General features: G+C 29.2%; 15 protein-coding genes, 1 pseudogene and 1 riboswitch. Of the genes and pseudogenes, 10 read left to right on the plus strand and 6 right to left on the minus strand.

The features are described from left to right. Positions 1 to 46: 46 nt before the first annotated feature. Positions 47 to 1069 carry a LacI family DNA-binding transcriptional regulator gene (locus Q5O29_RS00485; RefSeq protein ID WP_022211065.1) on the minus strand — a complete coding sequence of 341 codons (1023 nt, stop codon included), beginning with the start codon at positions 1067 to 1069 and terminating at the stop codon, positions 47 to 49. Positions 1070 to 1142: 73 nt separating this feature from the next. Next, positions 1143 to 2297 (minus strand): galactokinase, encoded by a 1155-nt coding sequence (locus Q5O29_RS00490; protein WP_370545589.1) that lies wholly within the window; start codon positions 2295 to 2297, stop codon positions 1143 to 1145. 452 nt (positions 2298 to 2749) lie between these two features. Here Q5O29_RS00490 and Q5O29_RS00495 point away from each other — a divergent pair, with 452 nt between their 5' ends. The 10 genes and pseudogenes from Q5O29_RS00495 to Q5O29_RS00540 all read left to right on the plus strand — a co-directional run bounded on the left by Q5O29_RS00495 (position 2750) and on the right by Q5O29_RS00540 (position 15867). After that, positions 2750 to 3853, plus strand: coding sequence for an ABC transporter ATP-binding protein (locus tag Q5O29_RS00495; protein WP_022211067.1), 1104 nt, complete (start codon positions 2750 to 2752; stop codon positions 3851 to 3853). Positions 3854 to 3888: 35 nt separating this feature from the next. Next, a complete protein-coding gene (locus Q5O29_RS00500) occupies positions 3889 to 4857 on the plus strand; it encodes a CdaR family transcriptional regulator (RefSeq protein WP_022211068.1) in 969 nt (322 codons plus the stop codon). Between the two features lie 126 nt (positions 4858 to 4983). After that, positions 4984 to 5409, plus strand: a pseudogene (locus Q5O29_RS00505) (LacI family DNA-binding transcriptional regulator); the annotation flags it as partial. Positions 5410 to 5440: 31 nt separating this feature from the next. After that, on the plus strand, positions 5441 to 6940 hold the full coding sequence (gene malQ, locus Q5O29_RS00510; protein WP_022211070.1) for a 4-alpha-glucanotransferase: 1500 nt from the start codon (positions 5441 to 5443) through the stop codon (positions 6938 to 6940). A gap of 2 nt (positions 6941 to 6942) precedes the next feature. After that, positions 6943 to 9303: a glycogen/starch/alpha-glucan phosphorylase gene (locus Q5O29_RS00515; protein WP_022211071.1), complete on the plus strand. Its 2361-nt coding sequence runs from the start codon at positions 6943 to 6945 to the stop codon at positions 9301 to 9303. Between the two features lie 158 nt (positions 9304 to 9461). Further along, entirely contained in the window at positions 9462 to 10238 is a 777-nt protein-coding gene (locus Q5O29_RS00520) for a potassium channel family protein (protein WP_022211072.1), read from the plus strand. A 65-nt stretch (positions 10239 to 10303) separates the two neighbouring features. Further along, positions 10304 to 11272 carry a D-2-hydroxyacid dehydrogenase gene (locus tag Q5O29_RS00525; protein ID WP_022211073.1) on the plus strand — a complete coding sequence of 323 codons (969 nt, stop codon included), beginning with the start codon at positions 10304 to 10306 and terminating at the stop codon, positions 11270 to 11272. Positions 11273 to 11391: 119 nt separating this feature from the next. Continuing rightward, positions 11392 to 13059: a 2-isopropylmalate synthase gene (leuA, locus tag Q5O29_RS00530; protein WP_022211074.1), complete on the plus strand. Its 1668-nt coding sequence runs from the start codon at positions 11392 to 11394 to the stop codon at positions 13057 to 13059. A gap of 129 nt (positions 13060 to 13188) precedes the next feature. Then, positions 13189 to 13281: riboswitch (glycine riboswitch) on the plus strand. A 100-nt stretch (positions 13282 to 13381) separates the two neighbouring features. Next, positions 13382 to 14758 carry a sodium:alanine symporter family protein gene (locus tag Q5O29_RS00535; protein WP_022211075.1) on the plus strand — a complete coding sequence of 459 codons (1377 nt, stop codon included), beginning with the start codon at positions 13382 to 13384 and terminating at the stop codon, positions 14756 to 14758. Between the two features lie 146 nt (positions 14759 to 14904). Then, entirely contained in the window at positions 14905 to 15867 is a 963-nt protein-coding gene (locus Q5O29_RS00540; RefSeq protein ID WP_022211076.1) for a glycoside hydrolase family 73 protein, read from the plus strand. A 37-nt stretch (positions 15868 to 15904) separates the two neighbouring features. Here Q5O29_RS00540 and Q5O29_RS00545 read toward each other — a convergent pair whose 3' ends face one another. Genes Q5O29_RS00545 through Q5O29_RS00560 form a run of 4 tightly spaced genes read right to left on the minus strand, consistent with a single transcriptional unit; the run spans position 15905 to position 18890 of the window. Continuing rightward, positions 15905 to 16174 (minus strand): acylphosphatase, encoded by a 270-nt coding sequence (locus tag Q5O29_RS00545; RefSeq protein WP_022211077.1) that lies wholly within the window; start codon positions 16172 to 16174, stop codon positions 15905 to 15907. 13 nt (positions 16175 to 16187) lie between these two features. Further along, positions 16188 to 17246 carry a PotD/PotF family extracellular solute-binding protein gene (locus Q5O29_RS00550; protein WP_022211078.1) on the minus strand — a complete coding sequence of 353 codons (1059 nt, stop codon included), beginning with the start codon at positions 17244 to 17246 and terminating at the stop codon, positions 16188 to 16190. Beyond that, positions 17247 to 18050 carry an ABC transporter permease gene (locus Q5O29_RS00555; RefSeq protein WP_022211079.1) on the minus strand — a complete coding sequence of 268 codons (804 nt, stop codon included), beginning with the start codon at positions 18048 to 18050 and terminating at the stop codon, positions 17247 to 17249. Continuing rightward, positions 18051 to 18890, minus strand: coding sequence for an ABC transporter permease (locus Q5O29_RS00560; protein ID WP_022211080.1), 840 nt, complete (start codon positions 18888 to 18890; stop codon positions 18051 to 18053). Position 18891 lies beyond the last annotated feature (1 nt).

The raw sequence follows: 18891 nt of genomic DNA on the forward strand, positions 1-18891 counted from the left end.
ACCTGGTAATTCTAAATTACTGGGTTATTTTTATTAGTTTTGAAGATTAATCACCTTGCTGATTAACAGTTTCTCTTATCACAAGTTTGTTATTTAAAATTATTTTTTTGCTGAATTCATTATTATAAGTTATCTTTTCTAATAATAGTTCAGCAGCATTTTCTCCTAAAAGAGACATATTTTGATCTATGGTAGTTAATTTAGGTTCTACTATTTTGCTTAACTCAGTATTATCAAAACCAATTACAGAAATATCTTCTGGAACATTTAAGCCTAGTCTTTTGCAGGCATTTATGGCACCAACGGCCATAAGATCATTACAAGCAAAGATAGCTGTTATTTTTCTATTTTTAGTTAAGAAATTAGTTACAGATACAATTGTATTATCTACGGTTTCACTACCATTTCCCTTACCGATATTAATTACATTAGATGGGTGGTAATGATTTGAATTTGTAAGCATGCTTATATATTTTTTTTCTTTGATATCATAAGAAGCACTATTTTCTCCACGAATGAAAAGAATATTCTTATGGTTATTATTGATGAGATATTTTAAAGCAATCTCAGCACCAATGCTTTCATCATTGGAAACAGAAGATATGTTTTCTACGGAAGCATGCCCGTTTATAAATACAATAGGAACTGTTTTAGCAATTGATTTATAAAAATCTGAATTGATATTTGAAGTGTTAGGATCTAGTACAATTACGCCTGCAACATTTCGTGCAAGGAGGTCATTGATACATCTTACCTCTTCTTCTCTATCATTATTAGAGCAGCAAAGAATTAAAGAATAGCCTTTTGCTTTTAAAGCAGTTTCTATGCTTGTAACAACTTCAGGGAAAAACATATTATTAATACTAGGGAGAACAACTCCTATGGCAGTGGATTTTTGTCTAGTAAGTTCTCTAGCTTGTATATTAGGAATAAAATTAAGTTCTTTTATTACTTTTTGAACTTTTTCTTTTGTTTCAGCTTTTACAGGATAGTTGCCATTTAGCACTCTAGATACTGTGGCAACAGAAACTTCAGCCTTTTTAGCAACATCTTGAATAGTAATCTTCATTTAATCACACCTTGCATAGTAATAAATAGGCTATCCTTTTATGGATAGCCTATTTAAATAATTGTATAATATATTATAATAATTTTCTAGCACCATCAGATATAGTTGCCACATAGAAATCAGGAGCATAACCGATGATTTCAGTATATTTTTTAGTGATAGTATCTATGAAGTTTTGAACATTTTCTTCTTTGACTATACTAACTGTACATCCACCGAATCCAGCACCAGTCATACGAGCACCTATTACTCCAGGCATTTCCCATGCTAAAGATACTAAAGTATCTAATTCCTTACCAGTAACTTCATAATCATCTCTTAAAGAAATATGAGATTCAGACATAAGTTTTCCAAATAATAATAAATTGTTATTTTCTAAAGCCTTAACAGCTTTTAAAGTACGTTGGTTTTCATAAACGGCATGTTTCGCTCTTTTTCTTACTATTGGATCTGTTATTACGTTCTTAACTTCTTCAAATTCTTCTTCAGTAAGTTCTCCTAAAGAATTGATATTTTTAACAGTTTGTATTTGAGCTAATGCAGTTTCGCATTCAGAACGTCTTTCATTATATTTAGAATCAGCAAGTCCACGTTTCTTATTAGTATTACCGATTACTATTTTATATCCTTCCATATTGATTTTACTATATCTATATTCTAAAGTGTTACAGTCTAACAGTATAGCACATCCTTCAGTACCCATACCAATAGCAAATTGATCCATGATACCACAGTTAACGCCAATGAATTTATTTTCAGCTTCTTGGCACATTTTCACCATAGATATCATATCTAAATTAAAGTTGTTTAAATCATTAATGATTACAGCCATTAATACTTCTAATGAAGCTGAAGATGAAAGTCCAGCTCCGTTTGGAATATTTCCGTAGAATAATATATCAAAACCGTGTTCAGTTCTATATCCATGATTTTCAAAAGTTTTTATAACTGCTTTTGGATAGTTTGCCCAATCATGTGCTTTATCATAAACCATATAATCTAGACTAAACTCAATAACTCCTAAATCTTCAAAGTTCATTGAATATAATCTTACTTTTCTATCATTTCTTTTAGATATTATTCCATATGTTCCAAAAGAAAGTGCACAAGGGAAAACATGTCCACCATTATAATCTGTATGTTCACCTATTAAATTAACTCTTCCTGGTGAGAAGAATAAGTGTTGATCCTTTACATTAAATACGTTTATAAAATTGTCTTGTAACATTGATACTATATTCTTATGCATATTAATTACCTCCTAAATATACCATTAATATTATAGTAACCGATTACTATAAAAATGTAAATAGTAAAATTATAAAAAATAATAGAGTTTTAAATATAGGAATATACAGATAGTAACCGATTTCTAATATTCTTTTTGAATTACCATAAATAAATGAAAAATACTTCTTGGATAATTAAAAAATAATAAGTAAAAAAGGATGAATTTTTTTGATGTATATAGTGAGTAGAAACTTTAATACATTGAAAATAAACTTTATGTTATGTTATGATTACAAAGTAAAAGTATATATGTAAGAAATTAACATATTAGATATTATTACAAAAAATAATATGTTAATTTGTAACTATTACATATAGATGAAAACAATTTCAAGAAGTACAATATAAATATATTAAGAGTTTAAAAATGAATTTATGGAGGGAATATATATGGCAAGTTTATCATTAAGACATATTTATAAAATTTATCAAGGCGATGTAACAGCAGTTAAAGATTTCAACTTAGAAATAGAAGATAAAGAATTTATAGTTTTCGTTGGACCATCTGGTTGTGGTAAGTCAACTACATTAAGAATGATTGCAGGGTTAGAAGATATTTCAAAAGGTGAATTATATATAGGGGATACATTAGTAAATGATGTTGAACCAAAAGAAAGAGATATAGCAATGGTTTTCCAAAACTATGCTTTATATCCTCATATGTCTGTATATGACAATATGGCTTTTGCATTAAAATTAAGAAAGATGCCAAAGGATGAAATAGAAAAGAAAGTTACAGAAGCAGCTAAAATTCTTGACATCGAACATTTATTAAAGAGAAAACCAAAGGCTTTATCAGGAGGGCAAAGACAAAGAGTTGCATTAGGAAGAGCCATTGTAAGAAATCCTAAGGTATTCTTAATGGACGAGCCATTATCTAACCTTGATGCAAAACTAAGAGTTCAAATGAGAACTGAAATTAGTAAATTATATAGAAAATTACAAACAACATTTATTTATGTTACACATGACCAAGTAGAAGCTATGACAATGGGTACAAGAATTGTTGTTATGAAAGATGGTGTAATTCAACAAGTTGATACTCCACAAAATATTTATAACTATCCAACAAATTTATTCGTTGCTGGATTTATGGGAAGCCCACAAATGAATTTTATAGATGGTGTTATTGAAAAATCAGGAAATGATTTATTTGCATCATTTAATGGAAATAAGATAAAGTTTCCAGCAGATAAATGTGATGCATTAAAATCTTATATAGGAAAAGAGGTTACTTTTGGTATAAGACCACAAAGCTTAAGTGATGACAAAGAACTTATAGCAAATAATCCACATTCAACTATTGTTGGTGATATTGAAGTTGTAGAACATATGGGAGCAGAAAGTTATGTTTATACTAAATGTGGAAATGCTTCAGTAACAATAAGAATAGAAGGGACTACGAATTTAAAAGTAGGAGAAAAAGCTAAGATATACTTAGATGCTAATAGTTTACATGTATTTGATAAGGATACAACTTTAAGGGTAATCTAAGATAAAGTATATGTAAGTGCTTAAGAGGTGATATTGTGGAATGTATTGAGAACATGGTAAAAAATATTTATGAATGTTGTAATATACCTTTCCGATTATCAATTGAAAGCTTAGGAGTTTATGAAACTTTAGAATATGATGATAGTGATCAGATAGTAAGTAAAAGTATTAAATTTAATGGAACCGAATGCTGCTTGAAAACAAAAGCAGCATTTGGTAGTACATTAAATTTATTGGCATATTCTTTAGAAAATAAGCTAAAAGATATTTTGATTCATAAGGAAAGTATAGTTACATCATTACTAGAAGGAAAAAATATAGAAAAAGATATAATTTCGGCAGTATGGCCTGCTCTTTTAGATAAGTTTTATTTAATAGATATATATATAGAAAGTAAATTATACGATGCTTATCTATATATAAAAGAGTTATATCATGATAGTGATATAGAAGTTATTTTAATTAATGATAAGTTACTTTTGATTGCTGAAGTAAAAGAAATTTATGAGCATATTATAGGAATAAAGGATGCTTTACTTAATAATTTTACCAGTAGATATTATATAAGCTATTGCCAGATTGAAAATTATGAAGCCTTAAAAAAATCTTTTGAAGAGTGTGAATATAAACTTATGTTAGCTAATAAATATAAAGTAAGTGAAAGTGTTATTAATGAAAAAAAATTAATTTTAGAAGGAATTATTGATTCAGTATCAGAAGAAAAGAAGGAGAAGATATATCATATATTTAATGAGGGATTTTCTAAGCTTGACAATGAAATGATACGAACTATAGAAGTGTTTTTTAGGTGTGGACTTAATTTAAGTGATGCAGCTAAGGCGTTATATATTCATAGAAATACACTTATATATAGGCTGGATAAGATAGAAAAATACACTGCTTATGATATACGTAACTTTAATACTGCAGTATTATTTAAGGTTGTTTTTTTTATTTGGAAAGAAAAAAATAATATTATATTTGAAAACAGTTTAAAACGATAATATAATGTAAATATAGAAAAAAATGTAAATAATTTTAGTGGTAATAATTGTACAAGCCATTAAAATTATTTTTTAATGATTTTTTGGAATAGTTACCGATGTATTGTTCCAAAAGAAGGGTTAAAAATGAATATAAGAGATATAGCTAAGTTGACAGGAGTTGGAGTAAGCATAATTTCAAGAGCGCTTAATAATCATCCAGATGTTAAAGAAAGTACAATAGAAAAGGTGTTAGAATTTATTAAGGATAGTAATTATATCCCTAATAACAGTGCTAGAATACTAAAGCAAAATAATACAAAAAAATATTGGTGTTTTAGTAAAAGGGGTTTTTAACCCACTCTTTTCTGAAATGATCAGTATAATAGGTAATAAGATAAAGGAATCTAAATATACAATGATATTCTAGCAAAATGATTATACATTAATATTGATATGTTTATATCATTTGTAAAAGAAAAGAGACTACAAGGGATAATATGTTTATGAGGAAACTTTATAGATGGAACAGAAAATAGTTTTGAAAGTTTAGGAATATCTATAGTAATTACTATAGATTATTTATTCTTAAGGGAGGATAATCATGGATAGAAGTGCAGGAGTTATAATGCATATTTCTTCTCTGCCAGGTAAGTTTGGCATAGGGACATTTGGCAAGGAAGCATATAAATTTGTTGATTTTTTAAGTAGGACAGGATTAAGTTATTGGCAGGTACTTCCTCTTGGGCCTACTGGATATGGAGATTCACCATATCAATCATTTTCAGCCTTTGCAGGCAATCCATATTTTATTGATTTTGACATCTTAAATGAAGAAGGTATTTTAGAAAAGTTAGATTATGAAGATGAAGATTATTACAAAGATAAAGAAAGTATTGATTATGGATTATTATTTAAAACTAAATACAAGGTGCTTAAGAAAGCTTATCTAAATTATAAAGAAAGTGGCAATCTTAGAATTAGCAATGAAATAGCAGCATTTAAAAAAGCAAATAAGAAATGGTTAAAAGATTATTCATTATATATGGCTATAAAAGAATACTTTGGCTTAGTATCATGGCTTAAGTGGGATGATGATATTAAAAGAAGAGATATAGAAACTTTAGAAAAATGTGAGTTACTGCTAAAAGATGAAATTGAATATTGGAGCTTTATACAGTATTTATTTTTTAAGCAATGGCACAAGCTTAAAAGCTATGCCAATATGCAAGGCATTAAGATAATAGGGGATATACCTATATATGTGGCTATAGATAGTGCAGATGTATGGAGTAATCCAAAAGATTACTTAGTAGATGAAGATACATTAGAACCTAAAGCTGTAGCAGGATGTCCAGCAGATGCTTTCTCAAAAACAGGACAATTATGGGGAAATCCTATATATAATTGGAAGGCAATGGAGGAAGATGGATTTACTTGGTGGATAAGAAGAGTTGAAGAAAGTTTAAAGTTATATGATGTTCTGAGAATAGATCATTTTAGAGGCTTTGAAAGCTATTGGAGTGTGCCATATGGAGAAAAAACAGCAGTGAATGGCAAATGGGTCAAAGGACCTGCAATGAAGCTTTTTGAAGCCATAAAGAATAAATTAGGTAAAGTAGATATAATAGCAGAAGATTTAGGATATCTCACTGAGGAAGTTATAGAATTCTTAAAAGAATCAGATTTCCCAGGTATGAAAGTTCTTCAATTTGCTTTTGATGCAAGAGAAGAAAGTGATTATTTACCACATAATTATATGAACAAATGCATAGTGTATACAGGTACTCACGATAATGATACCTTCAGAGGATGGTATGAAAAAACAGGAGCTAAGGAAGATGTTAAATATTGTAAGGAATATTTAGCTATGAATAGCAATGAAGGATATAATTGGGGCTTCATAAGAGGTGCATGGTCTAGTGTTGGAAGTTTAGCCATAGCACCTATGCAAGATTTCTTGAATTTAGGAAATGAAGCAAGAATGAATTTACCATCAACCTTAGGTGAAAATTGGAAATGGAGAGTTAGAGAGAATATATTAAACTGTGATTTAGCAGATAAAATATATAAATATACAAAAATGTATGGAAGGTGTGAATAAAAGTGGTAAGAGAAGAAATAAAAAGAGGAATTGAGAGATATTTAAAGATAAAATACGCAAAAAGAATTGAAGATGCAGAGGATTTTGAAATATTTAATGCTCTTTCTCTTACAATAATGGAAGAAATAATTGATAAATGGAATGATACAAAGGAATTATATGAAAATGGAAAGCAAGCATTTTATCTATCTGCTGAGTATTTAATGGGACGAGCATTAGGTAACAATTTGATATCAACTGGATTATATGAAGATGTTAAAGCAGTTTTAGAAGAGCTTAATATTGATATAAATAAAATAGAAGAAATTGAAGAAGATGCAGGACTTGGTAATGGAGGTCTTGGAAGACTTGCTGCTTGCTTTATGGATTCAGCAGCTACAATGGAAGTACCACTTACAGGTTATGGAATAAGATATAGTAATGGATTATTCTCTCAATATATTGAAAATGGAGTACAAAAGGAAACTGGGGATTTTTGGCTTAAATATGGAGATCCATGGAGCATAAGAAAAGACTGTGAGACTGTTATTATCAATTACAAAGATATGAAGGTTAAAGCAGTACCTTATGATACTCCAATCATTGGTTATGGAAATAAAAATATAAATACATTAAGATTATGGAAATGTGAACCTATAGAAGAGTTTAATTTCACATTATTTAATGCTCAAAAATATGATGAAGCCTTAGAAGATAAAAATAGAGCAGAAGATATCTCAAGAGTGTTATATCCAAATGATTCTAATAAAGAAGGTAAGATGCTTAGACTTAGACAACAATATTTCTTCTCAAGTGCATCATTGCAAGATATAATAAGAAGTTATAAAAAGAAATATGGTAAGGTAACAGAAGATATAGGAGATATGATTGCTGTACAATTAAATGATACTCATCCTACTATTGCAATTCCTGAGCTTATAAGAATATTAACACAGGAAGAAGGAGTTGAATTTGATGCAGCTTTAAGAGTTGCAAATAAAGTATTTGCTTATACTAACCATACAATTTTAGCGGAAGCTTTGGAAAAATGGAATGAAGATTTATTTAAGGAACTATTTCCAGAAGTATTAGATATAATAAAAGAAATTGATAAAAGATTTTTAGAAGAATTAAAAGACAAGGGATATGCTGGAGCAGAAATTCAAGAGTTCAGAATAATTAATAACAATACAGTTAGAATGGCCAACTTAGCTATACATGTTGGACATACAGTAAATGGAGTAGCACAACTTCACACTGATATTTTAAAGAAAACAGAATTAAATAATTGGTATAAATTATATCCAGAAAAATTCCAAAATAAAACTAATGGAATCACTCCAAGAAGATGGTTAAGATTGTGTAATAAAGAATTATCAAAATTAATTACAGAACTATTAGGTAATGAAGATTGGGTGAGAGAGTTATCTTTATTAAAAAATCTTGAAAAATATGCAGATGATGAAAAAGTATTAACAAGGTTTATGGATATAAAACATGCAAAGAAGGAACAATTAGCAAAATATATCAAAGATACTGAAGGGGTAGAAATAGATCCAGATTCAATGTTTGATATTCAAATTAAGAGAATGCATGAATATAAGAGACAACTTCTTAATGCCTTTTATATTCTAGATTTATACTATAGAATTAAAGAAAATCCTCAAATGGATATACCAAAAACAACTTTTATATTTGGAGCTAAGGCTTTCCCAGGATATAGAAGAGCAAAGACAATAGTTAAATTTATTAATGAAATAGCAAGACTTGTTGATGAAGATGAAGAAGTAAGTAAGAAAATCAAAGTTCATTTTGTAGAAAACTATAGAGTTTCATATGCAGAAAAATTATTCCCAGCAGCTGATCTTTCAAAACAAATTTCAACTGCAGGAAAAGAAGCATCAGGAACAGGAAATATGAAGTTTATGCTTAATGGGGCACCTACTTTTGGAACATTAGATGGAGCTAATGTAGAAATAGTAAGAGAAAGTGGAGAAGAAAACAACTTTATCTTTGGATTAAAGGTTGAAGACATTCAAGAAATTCAAGGAAAATATAAATCAAAATCATATTACGAAAGTGATGATTCAATAAGAAGAGTAATGGATACACTGATAGATGGAACTTTAAATGATGGAGGAACAGGAGACTTTGATGATTTATTTGATTCATTAATCAAAGAAGGAGATCAATATTTCTTATTAGCTGATTTTGAAAGTTTTAAAAAGACAGAAGATGAAGTATTTAATGCTTATAAAGATAAAATGGCTTGGGCAAAGAAATGTTTCTTAAATGTATGTAATGCAGGAACATTCTCTAGTGATAGAACAATACTTCAATATGCAGATGAAATATGGGATGTAAAGAGAACAGAAAATAAATAGAAGTAAAAATGTGCTGTAGCTTTTAATACAGCACATTTTTTATGATGAATTATAAGTATAATAAATATTTTTAAAACATAGAAACTATATATAGAATTATAATTATGTAGATTACATATAAATTAATATATTATCTTTTAAAAAGTGAGAAGAGGCATATGAATAAAAAGAGCGTATATGATTATTTTATAGGTTTAGTGGCATTAATGTTAAGCTTAATAATAGTTATAGATATATTTGTAAGTATTCCTAAAGAAGTACGTCTATCATTTTATTATATAGAAAATATTATTAGGCTTATATTCATTGGTGATTATATTGGCAGATTAGTATTAAGTAAGAATAAGAAGGAGTTTTTTAAGGAAAATATAATTGATCTTTTATCAATTATCTCCATAAGAATATATTTGAAATGTTTTAAAGTAGTGAAGATTACTGAAATTATTCCTGCATATATGGTAATTAGACTATGTAAAGTTTTTATGGTTATAGTAAATATCATTAAATTTAAAGTTAAGGTAAGAGATGAAATAAGAAAAAACAAATTCAACTTTTTGCTGGTTATATCAGTGATAATAATTGTTATTGGTGCAGTAATTATTTCTACTATAGAAGGTATAAGTCTTGAAGATGCTCTTTGGTGGAGTTTTGTTACTTTTACTACCGTTGGCTATGGAGATGTACTTTTAAAAACGCAGTTAGGTAGAATTTTTGCTGTTATACTTATGATAATTGGAATTGGGGTTATTGGAGTAATTACTACTACAATAACATTATATATAGTGAATTCCGGAAGAAATAAGAGTTCAGATAATTACAAAAGTCATATTATTGAAGATATTAAAGAAAAGCTAGATAATTATGAAGAGCTTAGTGATGAAGATATAGATACAATTATAAAAGTATTATCATCTTTAAAAAAGCATGAGAAATAATAGATATAGTGATATAATGTTTAAGTATTTATGAAGTATTTAAATTTAATGTAAAGGAGAAGAAAATGAAGAAGAATATTGTTATATTAGATGGAAAAAGCTTAGGCGATGTATCTTATGATAAATTAAAGAAGTATGGGAATTTTACTTATTATGATACAACTTCTTATGAAGAAGTAAGAACAAGGATTAAGGATGCTCATATAGTATTTACTAATAAGGTTGTGCTTGATAAAGGAAATTTATCAGCAGCAGAAAATTTAGAGTTAATTTGTGAAGTTGCTACTGGTTTTAATAATATAGACATAGAATATGCTAAGGAAAGAAACATAGCTGTAACAAATGTTGCAGGTTATTCTACTAGTACTGTAGTTCAACATACCTTTGCCACAGCTTTAGCTTTAATGGATGAAGTATTTTATTATGATAATTTTGTAAAGAGTGGTGAATATTCTAAGTGTGGATTATTTACATGTTTAAATAAACCTTTTAACGAAATAGAAGGAAAGACATGGGGAATAATAGGTTTGGGAAATATAGGAATAAGAGTGGCTAAGATAGCAGAAGTCTTTGGTGCAAAAGTTATTTATTACTCTACATCAGGAAAAAATTCATCTAAGGACTTTGAAAGAGTTTCATTTGAGGAATTATTAAAAGAAAGCGATATAATATCTATTCATGCACCATTAAATGAAAAGACTGATAGATTAATAAATTATGATGCATTATGTCAAATGAAGAAAAGCTCTATTTTAATAAATATGGGTAGAGGACCTATAGTATGTGAAGAAGATCTTGCTAAAGCCTTAAATGAAGGAAAAATAAAAGGTGCTGCTCTAGATGTATTTGAAATTGAGCCAATAAAAGAAGATAGTCCAATATTAAAAGTTGAAGATAAAGAAAAACTTATTTTATCACCTCATATTGCATGGGCAAGTGTAGAAGCTAGAGGAAGATTATTTGATGAGGTAATAAGTAATATAGAAGCTTTCTATAATGGGGAAGAGAGAAATAGAGTAGAAAACCAAAAGTAAAATATTGACAAAAAAGTATTAATTAGATAATATAATAAAAAAGAATACTTAAAAGTAATAATTGAGAGTATTAGAAGGGTGAAGATTTTTTATATAAACATTTTTAAGGGGGCTATTAAATGTTAAATTATAAAAAATACAAAAGATTTGAAACTATAGAATTGAAGGATAGAAAATGGCCAAATAATACAATTAATAAAGCGCCTATATGGTGTAGTGTGGATTTACGAGATGGAAATCAAGCATTAATAAATCCAATGACTGTAGATGAAAAGGTAGAGTTTTTTAAGCTCTTAGTAAAGCTTGGGTTTAAGGAAATTGAAGTAGGGTTTCCTTCTGCATCAAAAATAGAATATGACTTTTTAAGAAGGTTAATTGAAGAGGATATAATTCCAGATGATGTGCTTGTGCAGGTTCTTACTCAGGCTAGGCCACATTTAATAGAAAAGACTTTTGAAGCTTTAAAAGGAGTAAATCAGGCTATAGTTCATATTTATAATTCTACTTCAATACTGCAAAGAGATGTTGTTTTCAATATGAGTAAAAGTGAAGTAAAAGAAATAGCTATAGAGGGAACAAAACTTGTAAAGGAATATGTAAAATCATTTCCAGGGAAAATATATTTAGAGTACTCTCCAGAAAGTTTTACAGGGACAGAAATGGATTATGCTCTTGAAGTATGTAATGCAGTGGTAAAAACTTGGGGAGCAGATAAGAATAATAAGGTCATAATAAACTTGCCATCAACAGTGCAGATGGATACACCAAATATATTTGCAGACCAAATTGAATATATGTGCAGGGGTATAAAATCTAGAGAAAATGTTATTATAAGTGTACATCCACATAATGATAGAGGAACAGGGGTAGCTGATGCTGAAATGGCACTTTTAGCTGGTGCTGATAGAGTTGAAGGAACTTTATTTGGTAATGGTGAAAGGACTGGTAATGTAGATGTACTGACAGTTGCCTATAATATGTTTTCTCATGGAGTAAATCCGGAGCTTAATATTGAAAACATCAATGAAATAATTGAAATATATGAAAGGTGTGTAAAGATTCCAGTGCATGTAAGGCATCCATATGCAGGAAACTTAGTCTTTACAGCATTTTCAGGTTCACATCAAGATGCAATAAATAAGGGAATAAAAAAATATAATGAAAGGCATAAGAACATATGGCAAGTACCGTATTTACCTGTAGATCCAACTGATTTAGGAAGAGAATATGAGCCTTTAGTAAGAATAAATAGCCAATCAGGAAAAGGAGGAGTAGCCTTTATTATGGATCATTGTTTTGGGTATAAGCTTCCAAAATCAATGCAACAAGAGTTTGCAGAAGTAGTTCAGAAAATTTCAGAGTTAAAAGGTGAAGTACAACCGAATGAAATAATGAATGCTTTTACAGAACAATACTTAGATATAAAAGAGCCCATGAAGCTTAATAACCTTAATATTGAAGATATAGTAGAGGTAAATGAAAAGGTAAATACAAAAGTAAAGGCAGAAATAACTTTTAAAAATGAAAAACATATTATTGAGGGAATTGGAAATGGACCTATTGATTCTCTTTTAAATGGATTATCAAAAAGCAAATTGATTAATGTTAAAATATTAGATTATAAAGAACATTCCTTAAGCATGGGTTCAGAAGCGGAAGCAGCTTCCTATGTGTATATGGAGAGACGGGATAGCTTTATAAAAACTTTTGGTGTAGGTGTAGATAGTAATATTACTAAGGCTTCTATTAAGGCTATGATCAGTGCTATAAACAGATTATATAGATAAATATTGAAAAAATTTATCATAAAGTATATAATTAATCTAACAAAATAATATGTTCGGTTGAAGGTAGTGGGAGAGCGATTTAATAATCCACCGAAGAAGTAAATCTTTCAGGTTTGTAGGACCGCTATTGGACGAGCCCTTGGAGAGACTCAAAATTTTTGAGCACCGAAGGAGCAAGACAGAAATGTTGAAACTCTCAGGTAAAAGGACAGGGGATTAAATAAAAATATTATATTTAATTTCTTAAATATTTTAAAAGTTTAAATATAATTATATATAATATTTTTATTAATCTCCTCCTAAAATAATAGGAGGTTTTTTTATGAAATTTTTAGAGATAGTAAAAAATATTTTAAATTTAATGAACAATTTAGTATGGGGACCACCACTATTAATTCTCTTAGTAGGAACAGGAATATATTTTACAGTAAAGTTAGGCTTTTTACAGATAACCAAGCTTCCACTTGCTTTTAAGTATTTATTTTCTAAGGATGAAGACCAAGTTAAAGGAGATGGTGATATATCTAGCTTTGCTGCGCTATGTACAGCTTTATCAGCAACTATAGGAACAGGAAATATTGTAGGGGTTGCAACGGCTGTGGGAACAGGAGGACCAGGAGCAATACTTTGGATGTGGATTGCAGCTTTTGTAGGAATGGCCACAAAATATGCAGAAGGATTTTTAGCTATAAAGTATAGAGAATGTGATGAAAATGGTCAGATGTGTGGAGGCCCTATGTATTATATAGAGAAAGGAACAGGCAATAAACTTTTAGCAAAATTATTTGCTTTCTTTGGATTAGCAGTAGCTCTTTTAGGAATAGGAACATTTGGGCAGGTAAAATCTATATCAGATGCAGTTACTAAAGGTTTTAATATTTCTCCCCAGATTACAGCAACTGTAATTACAGTATTAGTTGCTGCTGTTACATTGGGAGGAATTCAAAGAATATCTAAAGTAGCAGAAAAAATAGTACCATTTATGGCTTCACTTTATATTATAGGAGCCTTACTAATACTTATATGTTATTTTAAGGAGATACCAGAGGCTATTCTGTTGATAGTGAGCAGTGCATTCAATCCCCAGGCTGCACTGGGAGGTGCAGCTGGAATTACTATTAAAACAGTAATTCAAAGAGGTATAGGTAGAGGTATCTTTTCTAATGAAGCAGGTCTTGGAAGTGCACCTATAGCAGCTGCAGCTGCAAAAACAAAATCACCAGTTAAACAAGGACTTATTTCAATGATAGGAACATTTATTGATACTATATTAATATGTACAATGACTGGTCTTGCACTTGTATTGACAGGAGCATTTAATAGTGGACTTGAAGGTGTGGCTATGACAACAGCTGCTTTTGAAACAGCATTTCCTATAGCAGGTATTGGAAAGTTTATTGTAAATATAGGGCTTATATTTTTTGCCTTTACTACAATTATAGGTTGGAATTATTATGGTGAAAAGTGTCTTCAATATCTAGCAGGTATAAAGAGTATAAAATTATATAAGATAGTATTTATATCATTTGTTGCTGTTGGGCCATTTTTATCGTTGGACACGGTTTTTGTGATAGCAGATATAGTTAATGGATTAATGGCTTTACCTAATTTGGTGGGACTTATTGCTCTTAGAAAAGTAGTAATTAGCGAAACTGAAGAATTTTTTTCCAAAGAAGAGTTAAAGATAGAAAAAGTTTAAAAATATAAGTATAAAAGGTATTAACAAATTATGGAGTAGATATGGTATGTTAATACCTTTTATTATTTTTGTTTAATTTTTTTGTAATAGTAATGTAATAAATAATTCAAAGAATATATATATAATTAAAGAGGGAGGTGGAAAGAGTGCAAAATAAGAGTGTTTATAATGGAATTGAAGAATATAAGGTTGAAAAAAATAAAACAACTTCAGTAACGATATTTGTAATATTGTTTATAAGTGTTTTTTTACTTACGTTTTCTATAGTAATAAATATGTTTAATATAGATATTTTAAAGAAGGAAATATTTACAGCAGAACAGATGGAGGATTACATAAATATAGCTGATTCAGTGAGTTATGGAAGAGCTCAAGTTAATTGGCAGGAGGTTATGGCCATTGCCATGGTATTGTATGATGGAAACTCTACTTTAATTCAAGATGATGATTTGACTATGATTGCAGAACGATTCTTAGAAAAGGTAGATGCACTATATAAGATTAAGAATTTTCAAAGTGTATTAGAAGATTTAGGACTTGAAGAAGAACAGATTGTTGAAGCAAATGAGTATTTAGAAAAAATAAAGTACTGCTCACTATATGAAGGATTATATTACGATTATGATAAGATAGAGTTTATTGAATCAATAGAGCAGCAGGCATATATCAATTATAAGAAGTATGGTATATTGCCATCTATAACTATAGGACAGGCTATTTTAGAGTCTGGATGGGGAAAATCACAGTTAGCAATGGAACATAATAATTTATTTGGCATTAAAGCTGATAGTAGATGGAATGGGGATATAGCTACTATGACTACAAATGAAAATTATTCGGATGTAATTGAGGCTAGTTTTAGGAAGTATGATAGCAAAGCAGAATCGATAGAAGATCATGGACTATTTTTATATGAAAATGAAAGATATACCGTTAATGGTGTATTTATTGCAAAAGACTATCGAAGTCAGGCTTTAGCCCTTCAAAGGGCAGGATATAGTACTGCTAAAAATGAAGCTGGAGAGCTTATATATGCTGATAAGCTTATTAATATAATTAAGAATTACAATTTAATGTTATATGATACAAAAGTGGAAAGGGAGGATTGATAATTGAAAAAAGGACTTTTTTTCAGTCCTTTTTTCGTTATCTTATTGAAAACTTTTTTTCGGAAGGATGTAAATCTATTTTCTTCTGGCTTAAGTTATTTACTCTTATGAAGAAATTACCTTTTTTTATGTTATGAATAAATATATTTATTTTTTCTTCAGAGCCTTGAACTTCAATTTCTACCATGCCGTTATTAAGATTATGGGCATAACCAGTTAAATTAAGTTCAGCGGCGTTCATCTGACAGAAATATCTAAATCCAACTCCTTGTACCCTACCCTCACATATTATATAGTATCTTACCATAGTTTAAATTGCCTTAATTTGAAAGTACATCAGTAAATGCTGATTCATATAGTTTTAATGTTTCTGAATTTAAGTTAGTAAATATTGTACATCTTGCTAAAGTTTCTTCAGAAGGGTAAGCAGCAGGATTATTTTTTGTTTCTTCATCTAACATCTCAAAAGCAGCTGTATTTGGTGTTGAGTATTCAATATATTCAACATTTTTTAATGCATTATCAGGATCACATAGGAAGTTTATGAAAGCTTCTGCACCTGATTTATTTGGAGCACCTTTTGGTATTACTAAAGCATCAAACCATTTATTAGAACCTTCTTCTGGGATAGCATATTTTAAATCAGGATTTTCATTCATGATATAAATTGCATCACCAGACCATACTGTAGCTAATGCTTTTTCTCCAGCTATCATGTTATCTTTAACTTCATCAACAACATATACTGGATTAGTTGCATCTCTTTGTGCTATTAAAGCATTTTTAGCAGCTTCAATTTCTGATGCATTAGTTGAGTTGATAGATGAACCAGTTTTAATTAAACCAATAGCCATTGTATCTCTAATTGAATTGAACATATAAACATTATCTTTATATTGTTTATCCCATAGAATATTCCAACTTGTTACAGGTTCAGTAACAACTGAAGGATCATAAATTATACCAATAGTTCCCCACATATATGGTACAGAATATTCATTATTAGGATCGTAAGAAAGGTTCTTATAATCTTCACCAATATATTTATAGTTAGGAATATTTGAAAAATCTATATTTTCTACCATATCTTCTGCAATCATTTTTTCAATCATATAATCAGAAGGAACAACTATATCATATGTTCCAGGATTAGTTTTAACTTTTTGATACATTATTTCATTTGTATCATAAGTATCATAATTTACTTTAATACCTGTTTCTTTTTCGAATTGGTTAATTAATGAAGGATCAATATAATCACCACAGTTAAATACGTTAATAGTTCCATTTTCTCCAGCAGAGCTTCCAGAGCATCCTACAAAAGCAGAAGATGCTAATAATACAGCTGAAACACAAGCAATAGATTTTTTTATTTTCATTTACTTTTCAACACCTTTCGTACTAAAATCTTTTCTATTTACTATTAATAATAGTATAAGCACTATTATAAACATTAATGTAGATAATGCGTTAATTGATGGATTTATTCCTTTTCTAGCCATTGAGTAAATCTCAATAGAAAGGTTAGTAACACCAGGACCTGTGGTGAAGAAGCTTATTACAAAGTCATCAATAGACATTGTAAAGGCCATAAGCATACCAGCAAAAATTCCTGGCTTTATTTGTGGAAGTACTATCTTTCTAAGAGTATACAAAGGAGTTGCACCTAAATCTAAAGCAGCTTCTTCTATGTTAGTTGGCATTTGCTTTAATTTTGGTAGTATTGATAATACAACATAAGGAATATTAAAAGTAATATGAGCTATTAGCATAGTAGTAAAACCAAATTCAATATTTAAATAAGGAGTTACAAATATAAATAAGCTCATAAGTGAAATACCAGTAACAATATCAGGATTTAACACAGGAAGATAATTGATATTAAGCAATGCTTTCTTTTTAAATCCCCTCATTTTATGTATTCCTATAGCAGCAAAAGTTCCAATGATAGTAGCAACAACTGAAGCAATTACGGCAATTATCAATGTTGTTTTAAGGGCAAGAAGAATTCTATCATTTTGCATAAGCTCCTGATACCATCTTAAAGTAAAACCCTTCCATTGCCCCATAGATTTAGAGTCGTTGAAGGAGAAAACCATTAATGTTACTATAGGAGTATATAGAAATATAAAGATTATTAATAGATAAAACCTTTTGATAAAACTAGATATTTTATTTAACATTTATTTTCCTCCTTCCATACTTTCAGTACCTTCAAATTTATTCATTATAGCCATAGAAATCAAAATTATAATCATCATAAAGATAGCTAGTGCTGAACCAAAATTCCAATCTCCCATGGTTGTAAATTGGGTTTCGATTAAGTTTCCTAACAGCATGTACTGTCCACCACCAAGAAGTCTTGAAATAACAAATGTAGAAACAGCAGGCATAAATACCATTGTTATTCCTGTAATAACTCCAGGCATGCTTAATGGAAATATTACTCTAGTAAATATTTGTCTTTTATTTGCACCTAAATCTGCAGCAGCATCAATAAGACTGTTATCCATTTTTATCAGCACTGTATATATAGGCAGTATCATAAAAGGCAAAAAGTTATAAACCATTCCTAAAAGCACAGCTGCATCAGTATAAAGTATATTTATAGTATTTAAGCCAATGGCAGATAAAAAGTTATTTATTACACCGTTTTTTCCTAGTATAGGAAGCCATGCATATGTTCTAAGTAGAAAATTCATCCACATTGGAACAATAAATAACATGATTAATATATTTCTTCTATTAGATTTCATTTTTGAGATTAAATATGCTACAGGGTATCCAAGTATAAGACATAGCACTGTAGATTGAAAAGCTAACACTAGACTTCTTCTAAATACAGAAACATACTGTGAATTTAATACTCTTTTAAAGTTTTCTAAAGTAAAAGAATAGCCAGAAGCTGTTTCTTGTGTGAAGCTGAAGAAAACAATTATAATAAGTGGAATTACAATAAATAATGTGCTCCATACTATATAAGGTGAAGCAGGAAGAGTACTTGAACCATTATTCTTCTTCATT

The organism is Clostridium sp. CAG:265 (assembly GCF_000436575.1).
GTDB lineage: Bacteria > Bacillota > Clostridia > Clostridiales > Clostridiaceae > Clostridium > Clostridium lentum.

Coding starts and splice junctions, on each gene's coding strand:
- Q5O29_RS00545 (WP_022211077.1), bottom strand. CDS start 16,174: ATGGTAAGATACTATATAATATGTGAGGGTAGGGTACAAGGAGTTGGA.
- Q5O29_RS00555 (WP_022211079.1), bottom strand. CDS start 18,050: ATGTTAAATAAAATATCTAGTTTTATCAAAAGGTTTTATCTATTAATA.
- Q5O29_RS00535 (WP_022211075.1), top strand. CDS start 13,382: ATGAAATTTTTAGAGATAGTAAAAAATATTTTAAATTTAATGAACAAT.
- Q5O29_RS00550 (WP_022211078.1), bottom strand. CDS start 17,246: ATGAAAATAAAAAAATCTATTGCTTGTGTTTCAGCTGTATTATTAGCA.
- Q5O29_RS00560 (WP_022211080.1), bottom strand. CDS start 18,890: ATGAAGAAGAATAATGGTTCAAGTACTCTTCCTGCTTCACCTTATATA.
- Q5O29_RS00495 (WP_022211067.1), top strand. CDS start 2,750: ATGGCAAGTTTATCATTAAGACATATTTATAAAATTTATCAAGGCGAT.
- Q5O29_RS00490 (WP_370545589.1), bottom strand. CDS start 2,297: ATGTTACAAGACAATTTTATAAACGTATTTAATGTAAAGGATCAACAC.
- malQ (WP_022211070.1), top strand. CDS start 5,441: ATGGATAGAAGTGCAGGAGTTATAATGCATATTTCTTCTCTGCCAGGT.
- Q5O29_RS00485 (WP_022211065.1), bottom strand. CDS start 1,069: ATGAAGATTACTATTCAAGATGTTGCTAAAAAGGCTGAAGTTTCTGTT.
- leuA (WP_022211074.1), top strand. CDS start 11,392: ATGTTAAATTATAAAAAATACAAAAGATTTGAAACTATAGAATTGAAG.
- Q5O29_RS00520 (WP_022211072.1), top strand. CDS start 9,462: ATGAATAAAAAGAGCGTATATGATTATTTTATAGGTTTAGTGGCATTA.
- Q5O29_RS00525 (WP_022211073.1), top strand. CDS start 10,304: ATGAAGAAGAATATTGTTATATTAGATGGAAAAAGCTTAGGCGATGTA.